This window comes from Pseudomonas putida (assembly GCF_001941965.1).
Lineage (GTDB): Bacteria > Pseudomonadota > Gammaproteobacteria > Pseudomonadales > Pseudomonadaceae > Aquipseudomonas > Aquipseudomonas putida_L.
In genome coordinates this window covers 179,357-195,703 of record NZ_MKZO01000058.1, presented here as the reverse complement: position 1 = coordinate 195,703, position 16,347 = coordinate 179,357, and the positions used below count along the sequence as shown (strand labels likewise).

The following is a 16,347-nucleotide window of genomic DNA, read 5'->3' as shown; positions in this document are numbered from 1 at the left end:
GGTCAGTAGGCGATACGGATATCGGTGAAGCCCAGCTCGGTATCGACGGCCGGGGCCTGGCCGTCCTCGAACAGCAGGCTGTGGATGCGCCGGGCACTGGCCTGGAAATCGGCGCCGCCGAGGCTGTGCAGGTCGTATTGATGGCTGTGGATCTCGGCCCGCACACGCCCCGGATGAGGCGACAGCAGCAGGATGCGGTTACCCACCACCAGGGCTTCCTCGATGGAGTGGGTGACGAACAGCAGGGTGAAACGCACCTCCTCCCACAGCGCCAGCAGCTCTTCCTGCATCTTGCGGCGGGTCAGGGCGTCGAGGGCGGCGAAGGGCTCGTCCATCAGCAGGATCTTCGGCTGCATGGCCAGGGCGCGAGCGATGGACACCCGTGCCTTCATGCCGCCGGACAGGGTGTGCGGATAGGCGTCGGCGAAAGCGGCCAGGCCGACCTTCTCCAGGTACTCCAGCGCCCGCTCCTCGGCCTCGGCCCGCTTCAGGGTGCCGGACACCAGCAGCGGGAACATGACGTTCTGCTTCACCGTCTTCCACGGCGGCAACTGGTCGAACTCCTGGAACACCACGATACGGTCAGGCCCCGGACCATGCACCGCCTGGCCTTGCAGGCGGATGCTGCCTTCGCTCGGCTCGATGAAGCCGCCGACCGCCTTGAGCAAGGTGGACTTGCCGCAGCCCGAAGGCCCGAGCAGGACGAAGCGATCGCCCTTGTCCACTTCGAAACTGACCTGGTGGGTGGCCCGCACCACGCGCTGCGCGGTGCGGTACTCCAGGCTGAGGTTATCCACCTGCAACAGCGGTGGGGTGTCTACGCGGCTCAGCTTGCTGGCCGTGTGGCCTTGCAGTTGGGCGGTCATGAAATCAGCTCCCCTGAAGCGGCGTTTCATCCTGGAAGAAGTAGTCCTTCCACGACTCGGGTTTGTGCTTGATGGCGCCGACCCGGTAGAGGAACTCCGCCAGTGGGTAGGTGTTCTTCGGCGTGACGGTGAACTCGTATTTCGGGTTGTCGATGATCTTCAGCAACTCGTCGCGGCTGATCTTGGCCTTGGTCACGCGGATGTAGGTGTCGGCTGCGGCCGCCTTGTCCTTCTGGGCGAAATCCGCCGCCTCGGCCAGGGCCTCGACGAAGGCCTTGTAGGTCTTCGGGTTGTCCTTGCGGAATTTCTCGGTGGTGAACAGCACGGTCGGCGAGTTGGGGCCGAGCAGTTCGTAGGTGTCGAGAACGACGTGGACATCCTTGTTGGCCAGGGCCTGCTCCTGGAACGGCGGGTTGGAGAAGTGCCCGTTCAATTCGGTGCCGCCAGCGATCAGTGCCGCGGTGGCGTCCGGGTGCGGAACGGCCAGGGTGTACTTGTCGAGTCGGTTGTATTCCTTGTCGCCCCACTGCCTGGCAGCAGCGTACTGGAGGAAGCGCGACTGCACCGAGACGCCTACCGCCGGCAGAGCGATGCGGTCCTTCTCGGTGATATCGGCGATGGTCTTGACGTTCGGGTTGCTGCTCAGCAGGTAGTACGGGAAGTTGCCCAGCGAAGCCACGGCCTTCACATTCTGGCGGCCGTAGGTGCGGTCCCAGATGGTCAGCAGCGGGCCGACGCCGGCCCCGACGATATCCACCGATCCGGAAAGCAGCGCGTCGTTGGTGGCGGCGCCACCGGACAGCTGGGTCCAGTCGACCTTGATGTCGATGCCCTGTTCCTTGCCGTGTTTCTCGATCAGGTTCTGGTCACGGACCACGTTGAGCAGCAGGTAAACGATGCCGAACTGTTCGGCGATGCGGATCTGGCCTTCGGCCTGGGCGGTGGCCGGGGCGACCAGGCTACCGGCGACCAGGCTGGCGCTCAGGCCGATGCCGGCCGCGAGGCGGCTGAGTGTTTTGCGCATGATGAGTCCTCGGCGGATCAGAACGGGGCGTCGCCCTGGATGGTGGTGCGATAGAGCTTGCGACGCAGGTGCGCCGGGCAGCCGGTGGCGAGGTGGATCAGCGAGCGGTTGTCCCAGAACACCAGGTCATGGGGCTGCCACTGATGGCGGTAGATGTTCTGCTCCAGCACGCTGTGGGCGTACAGCTCGGCGAGGATCTGCCGGCTTTCGTCGTCGGGCAGGCCGACGATGCGGGTGGTGAAGCCTTCGCTGACGAACAGCGCCTTGCGGCCGTTCTCCGGGTGGGTGCGCACGACCGGGTGGATGACTTCGGCGACCTGGGCCAGTTGCTCGGCGCTCAGGGTCGGGCGCCAGTTGCCTTCGAACTTGGTCTCGCTGTAGCGCGCGGTATAGGAATGCGCCGCCTGGCGGCCTTCGACGGCCTTGCGCAGGGCATGCGGCAAGCCTTCCCAGGCCTTGTGCATATCGGCGAACAGGGTGTCGCCGCCTTCGCTGGGCAACTCCTGGGCGTGCAGCATCGAGCCGAGGCTCGGCAGTTCCTTGTACGACAGGTCCGAGTGCCAGAACTTGCCGGCATCACCGAGGCCGAGGTTCTGGCCGTTCTCGACGATGTTGGAGACGATGAGGATTTCCGGGTGGTTGGCCAGCAGGAACTGCTTGAGCACATGGATCTGCAGCACGCCGAAGCGGCGGCTGAAGGCGATCTGTTGTTCGGGGGTGATGCGCTGGTCGCGGAAGACCAGGACATGGTGGTCGAGGTGGGCCCGGTGGATTTTGGCGAAGTCTGCGCCGTTCACCGGTTGTGCCAGGTCCAGGCCGATGATCTCGGCGCCGACTGCGCCGTTGAAAGGCCGGATCTCGAAGGGTTGCTGCTGTGCGCTGTCGATGGACGACAAGGCGTTGGAGGCCGCTGACATGTTTAACTCCCGCGCAGAGCGCGCCCAATGGAGCGCGCATCGATCAGAAACTCACGGTTTCGCCGTGTTGGTTCGTGTTCGTGCGGCGCGCCGATTGGTCGGCAGGTACGCAGGGGATTGACTATAAAGGCATAAGAAAAATTATTTAAATACCTTTAAGAAATAAGAATATTCGGGTTTTTGGGGTGCTCTTCAGGGCCTCATCGCTGGCAAGCCAGCTCCCACAGGGACCGTATGCGCCGCCGAACCTGTGGGAGCTGGCTTGCCAGCGATAGGGCCCTGACAGTCACTCAAACAGCCAAGCCATGCGCCGTAGCCTGCAACCCCGCCAACACCAGCCGCTGATACAACTCCTCCTTCAGCCCATCCGGCTTCTCCAGCCCCATCCGTGCCAACTGAGCTGACCATTCTTCAGCCGGTGGCGCCTCCAGCGCTGCCTTGCCCAGCTCCAGCACCTCGCTCAGCTTGAACTTGCTCTTCAGCCAGTTCAGCGCCCGCAACAGGTCGCGCTCCTCGGCGGTGAAGTCGCACCCCAGCGGATACTCCGGAAACAGCCGCCCATGCCGCTCGCGCAAGGCTTCCAGGCGCTCAGGGGTGTTGTTGCAGTAACGCTGGTCCAGCTCGAAATCCGCCGGCAGCTTGCCGGCCTTCTGCGCCTGCTCCTGCAACTGCGCCTGGAAGCGCGAATCACTGATCGCCAGCAACCGGGCGATCACCTCGGCATCGGTCTGCCCGCGCAGGTCGGCAATCCCGTACTCGGTCACCACCACATCGCGCAGGTGCCGGGGAATGGTGCAGTGCCCATATTCCCAGACGATATTCGAACTCACCTCCCCACCCGCCTCGCGCCACGAGCGCAGGAGCAGCACCGAGCGCGCACCCTCCAGCGCATGCCCCTGGACCACGAAGTTGTATTGCCCGCCAACCCCGCTGAGCACCCGCCCGTCCTCCAGTTGGTCAGCCACCCCGGCGCCCATCAGGGTCATGGTGAAGACCGTGTTCATGAAGCGCGCATCGCGGCGTTGCAGGCGCTTGAGCATTTCCTGGCCGTACAGCTCGTTGATGAAGCTGATCGCGCCCATGTCGATGCGCTTGCGACTGGCCAACGGCAGCTCGCGCAGGCGCTGGTAGAACGCCTGCGGCCCGAGGAAGAAGCCGCCATGCACCAGCACTCCGTCGTCGGTGTCCGCCGCACCGCTGTTGGCCGCATGCTGGCGCACCGCATCGGCATACACCGGACGGCGGATGATCCCGGCTTCGAGCAGCGCCAGCAGGCCGTTGACGAACATCTCGCTGCAGCCATAAAGCCCCTTGGCGAAGGGCATCACCCCGCCCTCGCGCTCGATCAGCCCGTGCCAGGGCGCCAGGTGCAGTTCGCCGAGCAGCGCCTGGTAACCCTCGTTATCCGCCTGCCGCGCCAGCAGCGCCGCAGTCAGGGCATCGCCCATGGCACCGATGCCGATCTGCAAGGTGCCGCCATCGCGCACCAGGGTGCTGGCATGCACGCCGATGAAATGGTCCTGGGTGCTGACCGGCATATTCGGCGTGGAAAACAGCCGAGTGCGCTCGGGCTCGTCGATCAGCAAGTCGAAGTCCTCGCGCTTGAGCTCCGAGGCACCGGGCATGTAGGGCAACTCGGCATGCACCTGGCCGAGCAGGAGGATGGTTTCGCCGGCCGCGCGACGGCGTTCGATCATCGGCAGCAGGTCGAGGGTGATATCGGGGTTGCAGCTCAGGCTCAGGTGGTCCGGGCGTTCGCCATCCTCGGCGACGATCTGCGCGATCAGGTTCAGGCCCTTGGCATTGATGTCCCGCGCCGCGTGGCTGTAGTTGCTGCTGACGTAGTCCTGCTGCGCCTGCGCGCTGTGCAGCAGGCTGCCGGGCTGCATGAAGAACTGCTCGACGCGGATATTGGCCGGCAGGCGGCTGGCCCGCAGGTCGCGCAGGTAGTCGAGTTCCGGATAGTCGGCGAAGACCCGTTCGACGAAGGGCTCTAGAAAGCGTCGCTGCAGGCCGTCGCCCAGATCGGGGCGGCCCAGGGACAGCGCCGTATAGATCGTCAGGCGCCGCTCCGGCAGCTCGCGCACCCGGGCATACAGGGCGTTGACGAAGCGGTTGGGCTTGCCCAGGCCCAGCGGCAGGCCCATGTGGATATGAGCGGGTAGCCGGGCCAGTACCTGGTCCACTGCGGCTTCGATCGAATAGGTGCGCACGCGTTGAGCTCTCCGTGGGGTCCGTTGAGTAAAGCTTGGACCGGAGCGGCGTGCGAATTACTGCACGGCCCCCGGAAACGACGAAGCCCGCACAAGGCGGGCTTCGAGGCGTGCAGCGCGAGGCTTACAGGCCGGACATCTTCTTGATGGCGCCTTTCAGGTCGTCATCCGAACAGTCGGCGCAGGTGCCTTTCGGCGGCATGGCGTTGATGCCGGTGATGGCCTTGGCAAGGATGCCGTCCAGACCACCCTGGTGGTCGGCGCGCTCTTTCCAGGCCGCGGTGTCGCCGATCTTCGGCGCGCCCAGCAAGCCGGTGCTATGGCAGGCGTTGCAATGCTTGGCGATGATTTCGTCCGGGGTCTTGGCACCGCCGCCACCTGCGGTAGCAGCCACTTCCATGCCCTTGCATTCCTGCCCCTGGACGCAGACCTGGCCTACGGGTTCGAGGCGCTTGGCGATGTCGTCATTGGTCGTAGCCTGGGCACTGACTGCCCATAGGGCCACTACGGTAGCTGGTATAGCCAGCATCTTCTTGATTGGATTCACACGTACACCCTCATGGTGGCTAGTCACGCCCGCGGCCACGGTTTCGCAGGCGGCGCAAGTATAGCGGGAACCCTGACTCACCGGAACAACCACATTAAATAAAGGGGTTTATCCGCGACAATCAGCCGCGCCACCCTCGCTGTCAGAAGTTCGCCGGGGTGGCCGCGCTGATAAGCCGGGCCGGCTTATCGTAGGGGTTGCGAAAACGGTGTGGCTTGGTGCTTTCGAAATAGTAGCTGTCGCCCGCTTCGAGGATGAAGGTTTCGAAGCCGACCACCAATTCCAGCTTGCCCTCGAGGAGGATGCCGGTCTCTTCGCCGTCGTGGGTGAGCATCTCTTCGCCGGTATCGGCGCCCGGCGGGTAGATCTCGTTGAGGAAGGCGATGGCCCGGCTCGGATGGCCGTTGCCGACCAGCTTCATGGTCACTTCGCCGTCCGAAATGTCGAGCAGTTCGTGGGCCTTGTAGACGATCTGCGTCGGGTTCTCCGGCAGCAGGTCTTCGGAAAAGAACTCCATCATCGACATCGGAATACCGCTCAGCACCTTGCGCAGCGAGCTGATCGAGGGGCTGACGCTGTTCTTCTCGATCATCGAAATGGTGCTGTTGGTCACGCCCGCACGCTTGGCCAGCTCTCGCTGGGAGAGGCCCTTGACCTTGCGAATGGCTTGTAGTCGTTCACCGACGTCCAATGCTGGAGCCTCCTGACGAATGTGGGGGTCGAAATGTGCGCCATCATCGCAACAGCGTTCAGTATTTACAACACTTCGACCCGCAGTTCGTCAGTGATGGCCTCACTCTCCGGTATAGACCAAAGGCACCCGGCGCAGGTTGCAAAAGATCTGGTAGGGGATGCTGCCGGCCTGGGTCGCGACGTCGCTGGCGAGGACGTTCTTGCCCCACAGCTCGACAGTGCTGCCGAGCCCGGCTTGCGGGACGTCGGTGAGGTCGATGCAGAGCATGTCCATCGACACGCGACCGATCAGTTGCGCAGGTTTGCCAGCGACCAGGACCGGGGTGCCGGTGGGTGCATGACGCGGGTAACCGTCGGCATAACCCATGGCGACCACACCGACCCGGGTCGGGCGCGGGCTGACGAAGCGTGCACCATATCCCACAGGCTCGCCGGCCGGCAGCTCGCGCACGCTGATGACTTTCGACTCCAGGGTCATCACCGGTTGCAGGCGGGCGGCCTCGGCCTGTTCGGTTTCGAACGGCGTCGCACCGTACAGCATGATGCCCGGACGGACCCAGTCGCTCGGCACCTGCGGCCAGCCCAGCACCGCAGGCGAATTGCGCAGGCTGACCTCGGCCTTCAGGCCCTGGCGGGCGGCTTCGAACACCGCGACCTGCTCGTTGCTGGCATTGCTGTCCAGCTCGTCGGCGCGGGCGAAGTGGCTCATCAGGACGATCTTCGACACCTTGCCGCTGGCCTGCAGGCGCTGGTATGCCGTCTGATAGTCGCGCGGATGCAGGCCGACGCGGTGCATGCCGGTGTCCATCTTCAGCCAGACCTGGATCGGCCTGGCCAGAGTGGCCTTCTCGATCGCTTCCAGTTGCCAAAGGGAATGCACCACGCACCAGAAGTCGTGTTTGACGATCAGCTCCAGCTCGCTGGCCTCGAAGAAGCCTTCGAGCAGCAGCACCGGGGCCTTGATCCCCACTTCGCGCAGCGCCAGCGCCTCCTCGATGCAGGCCACGGCAAAGCCGTCGGCCTCGGCTTCAAGGGCCAGGGCGCAGCGCACCGCGCCGTGGCCGTAGGCATCGGCCTTGATCACCGCCAGGGCACGGGCCCCGGTCAGCTGGCGAGCGAAGCGGTAGTTGTGACGCAGGGCTTGGAGGTCGATCAGGGCACGGGCGGGACGCATGACGGCAGCCTTCTGGCAGTCTGGTTGTGAATAACTTGTTCTGAAAAAAGGCCCGGTACCGCAACGGCACCGGGTGAAGAGAGGGTGTTACGAGAGAGCGGCGACTACCGACATCTCAACCAGGATCTCCGGCTCACAGAGCTTGCTCTGCACCGTGGCCCGGGCCGGGGCGACGCCCTTGGGCAGCCACTTGTCCCAGACCGCGTTCATGCCCTGGAAATCGGCATCGATGTCCTTCAGGTAGATGGTCACCGAGAGCAGGCGGGTCTTGTCGGTGCCAGCCAGGTCCAGCAAGCGCTCGATATTGCCCAGCGTTTCCCGGGTCTGCTGTTCGATCCCGGCGTTCATGTCGTTGCCCACCTGGCCCGCGAGGTACAGGGTGCCGTTGTGGGCGACGATCTGGCTCATGCGGTCATTGGTGAGCTGGCGCTGGATTGCCATGCTTGGCGGTCTCCTGAGTGTGTCCGTAACGGGAAATGTCGAGCCCTTCGGCGCTGATCTGCGGCTTTCTGCGCGCCATCAGGTCGGCCAGCAGGCGGCCCGAGCCGCATGCCATGGTCCAGCCGAGGGTGCCATGACCAGTATTGAGGAACAGGTTGCGGAACGCGGTCGCGCCGACGATCGGCGTACCGTCCGGAGTGGTCGGGCGCAGGCCGGTCCAGAACTCGGCCTCGCGCAGATTGCCGCCCAGAGGATAAAGATCGTTGACGATCATCTCCAGCGTTTCGCGCCGACGCGGGTTCAGCGACAGGTCAAAACCGGCGATCTCGGCCATGCCGCCGACGCGGATGCGGTTGTCGAAGCGGGTGATGGCGACCTTGTAGGTCTCGTCAAGAATGGTCGAGGTCGGGGCCATGTCCGGGTTGGTGATCGGCACGGTCAGCGAGTAGCCCTTGAGCGGGTACACCGGGGCCTTGATGCCCAGCGGCTTGAGCAGTTGCGGCGAGTAGCTGCCCAGGGCCAGCACGTAGCGGTCGGCAGTTTCCAGCTTGCCGTCGATCCACACGCCATTGATGCGGTCGCCGGCGAAGTCGAGGCGCTGGATGTTCTGGCCGAAGCGGAATTCGACGCCCAGGTTGCGCGCCATCTCCGCCAGGCGGGTGGTGAACAGCTGGCAGTCGCCGGTCTGGTCGTTGGGCAGGCGCAGGGCACCGGCGAGGATATCGGACACATTGGCCAGGGCCGGCTCGACCCGGGCGATGCCTTCGCGGTCCAGCAGTTCGTAGGGCACGCCGGCCTGTTCGAGGACGGCGATGTCCTTGGCGGCGTTGTCGAGCTGGGCCTGGGTGCGGAACAGCTGGGTGGTGCCGAGGCTGCGGCCTTCGTAGGCGATGCCGGTTTCGGCGCGAAGTTCGTCGAGGCAGTCGCGGCTGTACTCGGACAGGCGGACCATGCGCTCCTTATTCACCGCGTAGCGGTTGGCGGTGCAGTTGCGCAGCATCTGCGCCATCCACAGGTACTGGTCGACATCGCCGGTGGCCTTGATCGCCAGCGGAGCGTGGCGCTGCAGCAGCCACTTGATGGCTTTCAGCGGCACGCCCGGGGCGGCCCAGGGCGAGGCATAACCTGGCGACACCTGGCCGGCGTTGGCGAAACTGGTTTCCATGGCCACCGCCGGCTGACGGTCGACCACCACGACTTCGAAACCTTGCCGGGCCAGATAGTAGGCACTGGCGGTTCCGATCACACCGCTACCGAGTACCAGAACGCGCATGTTGTTATCCCTCGAGGCGGCGCACCGCCACAATTTTTGTGAATGGCATGAATGGGCGCAGTGTAAAAAACTCGAGGCAGTGCATTTCACTATATAAAAACCTATATTTGGCGAGAATTCTCGGCAAAGTCGGCTTTTACAAAGGGGCATCCACTATGAGAACCCAGCACCAGAGCAAGCGCGAGCTGGACAAGATCGACCGCAATATCCTCCGGATACTGCAGAGCGACGGGCGTATTTCCTTTACTGAACTGGGGGAGAAGGTCGGCCTGTCGACCACCCCGTGCACCGAGCGGGTCCGCCGCCTGGAGCGCGAAGGCATCATCATGGGCTACAACGCCCGGCTCAATCCGCAGCACCTCAAGGGCAGCCTGCTGGTGTTCGTCGAAATCAGCCTGGACTACAAGTCGGGGGACACCTTCGAGGAGTTCCGCCGGGCGGTGCTCAAGCTGCCGCATGTGCTGGAATGCCATTTGGTCTCGGGGGACTTCGACTATCTGGTGAAGGCACGGATTTCCGAGATGGCGTCGTATCGCAAGTTGCTGGGGGACATCCTGCTCAAGCTGCCGCATGTGCGGGAGTCGAAGAGCTATATCGTGATGGAAGAGGTGAAGGAAAGTTTGAACCTGCCGATTCCGGATTGATCTTGAGGGCCTCATCGCTGGCAAGCCAGCTCCCACAGGTTCGGCGGTGCACGCGATCACTGTGGGAGCTGGCTTGCCAGCGATGAGGCCCTAAGCCTTCACACAAGCACCTGCCGGGTAGTCGCAATAAACTGATGCACCAACCGCTCCGCCCCCGGATCGATCATCTCCTCCGGCCCCCGCCCCCGCGGACACGGCAGGCGCGGCGTAGTCCCGAACAACCGGCAGATCATCGGCCGCTCCTCATACACCGTGCAGCCCTGCGGCCCCAGGTGTACACAGTTCAGCTCGGCCAGCGCCGCTTCCTGCTCCTCGGCACTCTTGCGCGGCAGCCGGGCCATTTCCTCGGTCGAGGTGGTCACCGGTCCACAGCAGTCATGACAGCCCGGCACGCACTCGAAGGACGGAATCTGCTCACGCAGAAAACGGATTTTGTGACTGTTGCAGGCCATGAAACGGAACCGCCAAAGGAAAGAAAGCCGCTATTTTGCCCGACGGTTGCCTGCCCCCGGAAGCACCGCCTATGCTGCCCGCCTTCACCTCTCACTGCCGCAGGACGACGCCCATGCACACCGCCTCCTACTACGCCGCCAGCAGCGTCCCACAGCCGGACTACCCGCGGCTGGACGGTGAGCAGCGTTGCGACGTCTGTGTGGTCGGCGGCGGTTACTCCGGCCTGAACACCGCCATCGAACTGGCCGAGCGCGGCTTCAGCGTGATCCTGCTGGAAGCGCGCAAGGTCGGCTGGGGCGCCAGCGGGCGCAATGGTGGGCAGTTGATTCGCGGGGTCGGCCACGGTCTCGAGCAGTTCGCGCCGGTGATCGGTGCCGAAGGCGTGCAACAGATGAAGCTGATGGGCCTGGAAGCGGTGGAAATCGTCCGCCAGCGGATCGAGCGCCACAATATTGCCTGCGACCTGACCTGGGGCTATTGCGACCTGGCCAACAAACCCCGGGAATATGAAGGTTTCGCCGAAGACGCCGAAGCCCTGCGCGCCCTCGGCTACCGCCACGAACTGCGCCTGGTGCCGCCGGAGCAGATGCACAGCGTGATCGGTTCGGACCAGTACGCTGGCGGCCTGATCGACATGGGCTCGGGCCACCTGCATCCACTCAACCTGGCGTTGGGCGAGGCGGCCGTCGCCAGTGGCCTGGGCGTGCGGATTTTCGAACAGTCCGCCGTCACCCGCATCGACTACGGACCCGAGGTCAAGGTCCACACCGTCCAGGGCTCGGTCCGCGCCAACACCCTGGTGCTGTGCTGCAACGCCTACCTCAATGACCTGAACCCCGAGCTGGGCGGCAGGGTGCTCCCGGCGGGCAGCTACATCATCGCCACCGAGCCGCTGGACGAAGCGCGTGCCCGGCAACTGCTGCCGCAGAACATGGCGGTGTGCGACCAGCGGGTGACGGTGGATTACTTCCGCCTCTCCGCCGACCGCCGCCTGCTGTTCGGCGGTGCCTGCCATTACTCGGGTCGGGATCCGCAGGATATCGGCGCCTACATGCGCCCGAAGATGCTCAAGGTGTTCCCGCAACTGGCGGATGTGCGCATCGACTTCCAGTGGGGCGGGATGATCGGCATCGGCGCCAACCGCCTGCCGCAGATCGGCCGCCTGCGCGAGCAGCCCAATGTGTATTACGCCCAGGCCTATGCCGGGCATGGCCTGAATGCCACGCACCTGGCGGGGCGCTTGCTGGGTGAAGCGATCAGCGGGCGGGAGAGTGGGCGTTTCGATCTGTTTGCCCAGGTGCCGCATATCACCTTCCCGGGCGGGAAGCATTTGCGCTCGCCGTTGCTGGCGTTGGGGATGTTGTGGCATCGGTTCAAGGCGCTGGTCTGAGCCCTTCTGTGTTGCTGATGGCCTCATCGCTGGCAAGCCAGCTCCCACAGTGTCTGCGGCGCCGCTGAACCTGTGGGAGCTGGCTTGCCAGCGATGAGGCCATCAAAAACATCACAAGACGTCACTCCCGCCAGAACGGCTTCAACCCCTCCTCCACCGCATCCACCTTGCTCAACCCGATATCCTTCAACTGCGCAGGCGTCAGTTCCAGCAGGGCCTGCCGCGTTTCCCAGCGATGCCGCCACAAGCGCAGGGTGCCCAAAAACCATGGCCCGCGCAGCCGGGCGTCACGCTGCGCCCGCTCCACTTCGCTGCCATACAGTTTCAAGCGCACATCGCTCAGGCCGTTCATCGCGTCTTTCCTCCAGGGTTGGTAAACCGTGTAGAAAGAATGCGCGTGTAGGAAAACTCGTTACAGATTCAACCTGTCAGAATTTTCTTCATACAGATTTCTACGTTTCCTCTCTGAATGCTGTATTTTTCCGAAATCTGTACTGGTTATTTCCCACAGCCTGTCCCCGGAGTACGCAGCATGACCCTGTACGTCAACCTCGCCGAGCTGCTCGGTGCCCGTATCGAACAGGGCCTTTACCGTCCCGGGGACCGTCTGCCATCGGTCCGCGCCCTGAGCCTGGAGCACGGGGTCAGCCTGAGCACGGTGCAACAGGCCTACCGCCTGCTGGAAGACAACGGCCTGGTCGCACCGCGCCCGAAATCCGGCTATTTCGTCCCGCAAAACCGCACCCTGCCCGCCCTGCCGGCAGTCGGCCGACCGGCACAGCGGCCTGTGGATATCTCCCAATGGGAACACGTGGTGGAGCTGATCCGCAGCGTCCCGCGCAAGGACATCGTCCAGCTCGGCCGGGGCATGCCCGACGTCAACAGCCCGACCCTGAAACCCTTGCTGCGCAGCCTCGCCCAGCTCAGCCGGCGGCAGGACATGCCCGGCCTGTATTACGACACCATCAGCGGCACCCAGGCCCTGCGCGAGCAGGTGGCGCGGCTGATGCTCGACTCCGGCTGCACCATCGACGCCGCCGACCTGGTGATCACCACCGGCTGCCATGAGGCACTGTCGGCCAGCATTCGCGCGGTGTGCGAGCCGGGGGACATCGTCGCGGTGGACTCGCCGAGCTTCCACGGCGCCATGCAGACCCTCAAGGGCCTGGGCATGAAGGCCATGGAAATCCCCACCGACCCGCTCACCGGCATCAGCCTCGAAGCCCTGGAGCTGGCCCTGGAACAATGGCCGATCAAGCTGATCCAGGTGACGCCGAGCTGCAACAACCCGCTCGGCTACATCATGCCGGAAGCGCGCAAGCGCGCCCTGCTCAGCCTGGCCCAGCGCTTCGACGTGGCGATCCTCGAGGACGACGTGTATGGCGACCTGGCCTACACCTACCCACGCCCGCGCACGATCAAATCCTTCGACGATGACGGACGCGTCCTGCTCTGCAGTTCCTTCTCCAAGACCCTGGCCCCGGGCCTGCGGGTCGGCTGGGTCGCGCCGGGTCGTTACCTGGAGCGAGTGCTGCACATGAAGTACATCAGCACCGGCAGCACCGCGACGCAGCCGCAACTGGCGATCGCCGACTTCATCGAGGCCGGCCACTACCAGCCGCACCTGCGGCGCATGCGCAGCCAGTACCAGCGCGGGCGCGACCAGATGATCGACTGGGTGACCCGCTACTTCCCCGAAGGCACCCGGGTCAGCCGGCCCCAGGGCAGCTTCCTGCTCTGGGTCGAGCTGCCGGAGGCCTGCGACACCCTGAAACTGAATCGTCTGTTGCTCGACCAGGGCGTACAGATCGCCATGGGCAGCATCTTTTCCGCCTCGGGCAAGCACCGCAACTGCCTGCGCATGAACTACGCGGCCCAGCCGACCCCGACCATCGAGGCGGCGGTGCGCAAGGTCGGGGAGAACGCCATTCGTCTGCTGGGAGAAGAAGCGAAGCACGGGTAACGTTTCGCTGTCGGACGCGGTCTACAGTTCAACTGCCCCGCGACCACGGAACTCCGACTTGACCAGCCAACGGCTCCTGCCCTTCCTGCTGACCCTGCTGCTGGCCCTGAGTGGCTGCGCCAGCGTCAGCGTGCCCCGTGACGTCAGCCAGGCAATCCCGGCCGAGCAGTCCGCCTTCGGCCGCTCGGTACAGCGCCAGGCGCAGGCTCATGAGGGACTCTCGGGCTTCCGCCTGCTGCCCAACAGCAACGAAGCCTTCCGCGCCCGCGCCGAGCTGATCCGCAATGCGCAGAGCAGCATCGACCTGCAGTACTACATCGTCGCCGACGGCCTCAGCACCCGCGCGCTGGTCCACGAACTGCTGGCTGCGGCCGACCGTGGCGTGCGCGTGCGCATCCTCCTCGATGACACCACCAGCGACGGCCAGGAAGACCTGATCGCCACCCTCGCCGCCCACCCGAACATCCAGATCCGCGTGTTCAACCCATTGCAACTGGGGCGGGCCACGGGCGTCACCCGGGCCATGGGCCGCCTGTTCAACCTCTCGCGCCAGCATCGGCGCATGCACAACAAGCTGTGGCTGGTGGACAACAGCATGGCCATCGTCGGCGGGCGCAATATCGGCGACGCCTACTTCGATGCCGAGCCCAACCTCAACTTCACCGACATCGACCTGCTTGGCGTCGGCCCGGTGGCCGAGCAACTGGGACACAGCTTCGACCAATACTGGAACAGCGCCCTGAGCAAGCCCATCGGCGACTTCCTCTACAGCCTGCCGGACGCCGACGACCTGCGCGCCAGCCGCCAGCGCCTGGAGCGCTACCTCGCCGATGCGCGGACCCAGCGCAAGGCGCTGTATGACCGGCTGATGGCCTATCAGGCCCAGCCGCACCTGGACATCTGGCGCAACGAACTGATCTGGGCCCACAGCCAGGCCCTGTGGGATGCGCCGAGCAAGGTCCTGGCCGACGACGAGCCCGACCCGCAACTCCTGATGACCCGGCAACTGGCGCCGGAGCTGAACGGCGTGCGCAAGGAGCTGATCCTGGTTTCTGCCTACTTCGTGCCCCGTGACGAAGGGCTGCTGTACCTGACCAGCCGCGCCGATGCCGGCGTGCGGGTCGATCTCCTGACCAATGCCCTGGAGGCCACCGACGTGCCAGTGGTCCACGGCGGCTATGCGCCCTATCGCCGGGCGCTGCTGGAGCACGGGGTGAAACTCTTCGAACTGCGCCGCCAGCCCGGCGACCCCGGCCAGCCGCGCTACGGCTTCAGCGGCGCCTCGGACTCCAGTCTGCACAGCAAGGCCATCGTCTTCGACCGGCAGAAGACCTTTATCGGCTCGTTCAATTTTGACCCGCGTTCGGTGTTGTGGAACACCGAGGTCGGGGTGCTGGTGGACAGTCCGGAACTGGCGCAATACACCCGCGACCTGGCGATCCAGGGGATGGCGCCGGCGGTGGCGTATCAGGTGGAGTTGCGCGAAGGGAAGCTGGTATGGGTGACCGAGGACGATGGCCAGCTGCATGTGCTGACCACCGAGCCTGGGGGATTGTGGCGAAGGTTCAATGCGTGGATCGCCAAGGCGGTGGGGTTGGAGAAGATGCTTTAGGCTGTGGCCTCCTCGAAGGCTTGCGGACGTCGCGCCAGCAATACGAGTACGAATGCACCGATGGCCATGAACCACGGCAACGCATGCCCGCTGACCCATTGGCTCCCCGCCCCCGCCGCCAGTGGCCCGATCAGGCAACCGATACCCCACAGCTGCGCCACATGGGCATTGGCCCGCACCAGCGCATCATCCCGATAACGCTCGCCGATCAGGATCAGCGACAGGGTGAACAACCCGCCCGCACTGGCACCGAACAGCACCCACAACGGCCAGATCAGCTGGGTTTGCAGCAGCAGCGGAATCATCAGGCTGGACACCGCCAGCGTCACCGCACACCCGCTGAACAGCGTGCGCCGGGACATGCGGTCGGCCAGCGCGCCGATCGGCAACTGCAGCACCGCATCCCCGACCACCACGGTGCTGACCATGAACAGCGCCACCTCCGCACTGAAACCCTGTTGCAGGCAGTACACCGGTAGCAAAGTCAGGATCATCGCCTCGAACGCGGCGAACAGGGCGATGGCCCACGCGATCACCGGCAACCTCCGACAGAAGCCGAACAGGTCGAAGAAGGTCACGCTGGCCGCCTCGGTACTCGGCGCGCCGCCACGCCCAAACAGCAACAGCGGCGAGACGACCAGCAGGCCGACACCGATCCAGAAACCGAGGTCGTCACCCGAACCCACCACACCCAGCAGCAACGGCCCGGCCAATTGGCTCAGGGCATAGCTGCTGCCATACAGCGCCACCAGCCGCCCACGCCATTGCTCCACCACCAGCTGGTTGATCCAGCTTTCACCAAGGATGAAGACGATGGTCAGAACCACGCCGATCAGCAAACGCAGCACCAGCCACACCGGATAGCTGGGCAGCAGCGCCAGCGCCCCGATGGACAACGCACCGGCCCACAGGCATAGACGCATCAGCCCCGGTGTGCCAAAGCGCGCCGCGAGGCGGCTGGCCAGGCTGGCACCCAGCAATACGCCGATCGCCGGCATCGCCGCCATCACGCCAATGGCGAAGCTGCCGTAGCCCCAGCCCTCCAGGCGCAAGGACACCAGCGGCATGCTGACCCCCAACGCCAGGCCGACACTGAGCACGGCCGCCAAGACGGCGAAATAAGTCCCCCAACGCATC

General features: G+C 64.7%; 16 protein-coding genes. 4 read left to right on the top strand and 12 right to left on the bottom strand.

What is annotated here, in order from left to right:
* Positions 1-2: 2 nt before the first annotated feature.
* The 9 genes from PSEMO_RS26615 to dadA all read right to left on the bottom strand — a co-directional run bounded on the left by PSEMO_RS26615 (position 3) and on the right by dadA (position 9,148).
* The gene (locus PSEMO_RS26615) at positions 3-866 is read right to left on the bottom strand and encodes an ABC transporter ATP-binding protein (RefSeq protein ID WP_075805882.1); all 864 of its coding nucleotides are present in this window, start codon (positions 864-866) and stop codon (positions 3-5) included.
* Between the two features lie 4 nt (positions 867-870).
* Complete coding sequence (locus tag PSEMO_RS26610; protein ID WP_075805881.1) at positions 871-1,890, bottom strand: ABC transporter substrate-binding protein; 1,020 nt, start codon at positions 1,888-1,890, stop codon at positions 871-873.
* A 17-nt stretch (positions 1,891-1,907) separates the two neighbouring features.
* A complete protein-coding gene (locus tag PSEMO_RS26605; RefSeq protein WP_075805880.1) occupies positions 1,908-2,807 on the bottom strand; it encodes a TauD/TfdA dioxygenase family protein in 900 nt (299 codons plus the stop codon).
* Positions 2,808-3,097: 290 nt separating this feature from the next.
* Positions 3,098-4,954 carry an acetyl-CoA hydrolase/transferase C-terminal domain-containing protein gene (locus PSEMO_RS26600; protein ID WP_372239143.1) on the bottom strand — a complete coding sequence of 619 codons (1,857 nt, stop codon included), beginning with the start codon at positions 4,952-4,954 and terminating at the stop codon, positions 3,098-3,100.
* Positions 4,955-5,144: 190 nt separating this feature from the next.
* A complete protein-coding gene (locus tag PSEMO_RS26595; protein WP_075806004.1) occupies positions 5,145-5,549 on the bottom strand; it encodes a c-type cytochrome in 405 nt (134 codons plus the stop codon).
* A 160-nt stretch (positions 5,550-5,709) separates the two neighbouring features.
* Complete coding sequence (locus PSEMO_RS26590) at positions 5,710-6,258, bottom strand: cupin domain-containing protein (protein ID WP_075805878.1); 549 nt, start codon at positions 6,256-6,258, stop codon at positions 5,710-5,712.
* 102 nt (positions 6,259-6,360) lie between these two features.
* On the bottom strand, positions 6,361-7,434 hold the full coding sequence (alr, locus tag PSEMO_RS26585; RefSeq protein ID WP_075805877.1) for an alanine racemase: 1,074 nt from the start codon (positions 7,432-7,434) through the stop codon (positions 6,361-6,363).
* Between the two features lie 87 nt (positions 7,435-7,521).
* Complete coding sequence (locus tag PSEMO_RS26580; protein ID WP_075805876.1) at positions 7,522-7,875, bottom strand: RidA family protein; 354 nt, start codon at positions 7,873-7,875, stop codon at positions 7,522-7,524.
* Positions 7,847-9,148, bottom strand: a complete 1,302-nt coding sequence (gene dadA, locus PSEMO_RS26575; protein WP_075805875.1) for a D-amino acid dehydrogenase — start codon at positions 9,146-9,148, stop codon at positions 7,847-7,849. Before dadA ends, PSEMO_RS26580 begins: the two co-directional genes overlap by 29 nt.
* Before the next feature lie 155 nt (positions 9,149-9,303).
* On the opposite strand from dadA, the gene dadR reads away from it, so the two are divergent.
* Complete coding sequence (gene dadR / locus PSEMO_RS26570; RefSeq protein WP_075805874.1) at positions 9,304-9,792, top strand: transcriptional regulator DadR; 489 nt, start codon at positions 9,304-9,306, stop codon at positions 9,790-9,792.
* A 98-nt stretch (positions 9,793-9,890) separates the two neighbouring features.
* Here the strand turns inward: dadR and PSEMO_RS26565 are convergent, their stop codons facing one another.
* Positions 9,891-10,244, bottom strand: coding sequence for a YkgJ family cysteine cluster protein (locus PSEMO_RS26565; RefSeq protein ID WP_075805873.1), 354 nt, complete (start codon positions 10,242-10,244; stop codon positions 9,891-9,893).
* Between the two features lie 71 nt (positions 10,245-10,315).
* Here PSEMO_RS26565 and PSEMO_RS26560 point away from each other — a divergent pair, with 71 nt between their 5' ends.
* Positions 10,316-11,635 carry an NAD(P)/FAD-dependent oxidoreductase gene (locus PSEMO_RS26560; RefSeq protein ID WP_178392064.1) on the top strand — a complete coding sequence of 440 codons (1,320 nt, stop codon included), beginning with the start codon at positions 10,316-10,318 and terminating at the stop codon, positions 11,633-11,635.
* Between the two features lie 121 nt (positions 11,636-11,756).
* On the opposite strand, the gene PSEMO_RS26555 is transcribed toward PSEMO_RS26560, so the two are convergent.
* The gene (locus PSEMO_RS26555) at positions 11,757-11,987 is read right to left on the bottom strand and encodes a DUF1127 domain-containing protein (RefSeq protein WP_075805871.1); all 231 of its coding nucleotides are present in this window, start codon (positions 11,985-11,987) and stop codon (positions 11,757-11,759) included.
* A gap of 180 nt (positions 11,988-12,167) precedes the next feature.
* On the opposite strand from PSEMO_RS26555, the gene PSEMO_RS26550 reads away from it, so the two are divergent.
* On the top strand, positions 12,168-13,598 hold the full coding sequence (locus PSEMO_RS26550; RefSeq protein ID WP_086937271.1) for an aminotransferase-like domain-containing protein: 1,431 nt from the start codon (positions 12,168-12,170) through the stop codon (positions 13,596-13,598).
* Between the two features lie 58 nt (positions 13,599-13,656).
* Positions 13,657-15,210, top strand: coding sequence for a phospholipase D family protein (locus PSEMO_RS26545; RefSeq protein WP_075805869.1), 1,554 nt, complete (start codon positions 13,657-13,659; stop codon positions 15,208-15,210).
* Here the strand turns inward: PSEMO_RS26545 and PSEMO_RS26540 are convergent.
* Positions 15,207-16,346, bottom strand: a complete 1,140-nt coding sequence (locus PSEMO_RS26540) for an MFS transporter (RefSeq protein WP_075805868.1) — start codon at positions 16,344-16,346, stop codon at positions 15,207-15,209. The genes PSEMO_RS26545 and PSEMO_RS26540 overlap by 4 nt on opposite strands.
* Position 16,347 lies beyond the last annotated feature (1 nt).

Bases quoted from the DNA above. Each gene is read 5' to 3' on its own strand.
- PSEMO_RS26615 (WP_075805882.1), bottom strand. From the start codon at position 866: ATGACCGCCCAACTGCAAGGCCACACGGCCAGCAAGCTGAGCCGCGTA.
- PSEMO_RS26610 (WP_075805881.1), bottom strand. From the start codon at position 1,890: ATGCGCAAAACACTCAGCCGCCTCGCGGCCGGCATCGGCCTGAGCGCC.
- PSEMO_RS26605 (WP_075805880.1), bottom strand. From the start codon at position 2,807: ATGTCAGCGGCCTCCAACGCCTTGTCGTCCATCGACAGCGCACAGCAG.
- PSEMO_RS26600 (WP_372239143.1), bottom strand. From the start codon at position 4,954: ATGGGCCTGCCGCTGGGCCTGGGCAAGCCCAACCGCTTCGTCAACGCC.
- PSEMO_RS26595 (WP_075806004.1), bottom strand. From the start codon at position 5,549: ATGCTGGCTATACCAGCTACCGTAGTGGCCCTATGGGCAGTCAGTGCC.
- alr (WP_075805877.1), bottom strand. From the start codon at position 7,434: ATGCGTCCCGCCCGTGCCCTGATCGACCTCCAAGCCCTGCGTCACAAC.
- PSEMO_RS26580 (WP_075805876.1), bottom strand. From the start codon at position 7,875: ATGGCAATCCAGCGCCAGCTCACCAATGACCGCATGAGCCAGATCGTC.
- dadA (WP_075805875.1), bottom strand. From the start codon at position 9,148: ATGCGCGTTCTGGTACTCGGTAGCGGTGTGATCGGAACCGCCAGTGCC.
- dadR (WP_075805874.1), top strand. From the start codon at position 9,304: ATGAGAACCCAGCACCAGAGCAAGCGCGAGCTGGACAAGATCGACCGC.
- PSEMO_RS26565 (WP_075805873.1), bottom strand. From the start codon at position 10,244: ATGGCCTGCAACAGTCACAAAATCCGTTTTCTGCGTGAGCAGATTCCG.
- PSEMO_RS26560 (WP_178392064.1), top strand. From the start codon at position 10,316: ATGCTGCCCGCCTTCACCTCTCACTGCCGCAGGACGACGCCCATGCAC.
- PSEMO_RS26555 (WP_075805871.1), bottom strand. From the start codon at position 11,987: ATGAACGGCCTGAGCGATGTGCGCTTGAAACTGTATGGCAGCGAAGTG.
- PSEMO_RS26550 (WP_086937271.1), top strand. From the start codon at position 12,168: ATGACCCTGTACGTCAACCTCGCCGAGCTGCTCGGTGCCCGTATCGAA.
- PSEMO_RS26540 (WP_075805868.1), bottom strand. From the start codon at position 16,346: ATGCGTTGGGGGACTTATTTCGCCGTCTTGGCGGCCGTGCTCAGTGTC.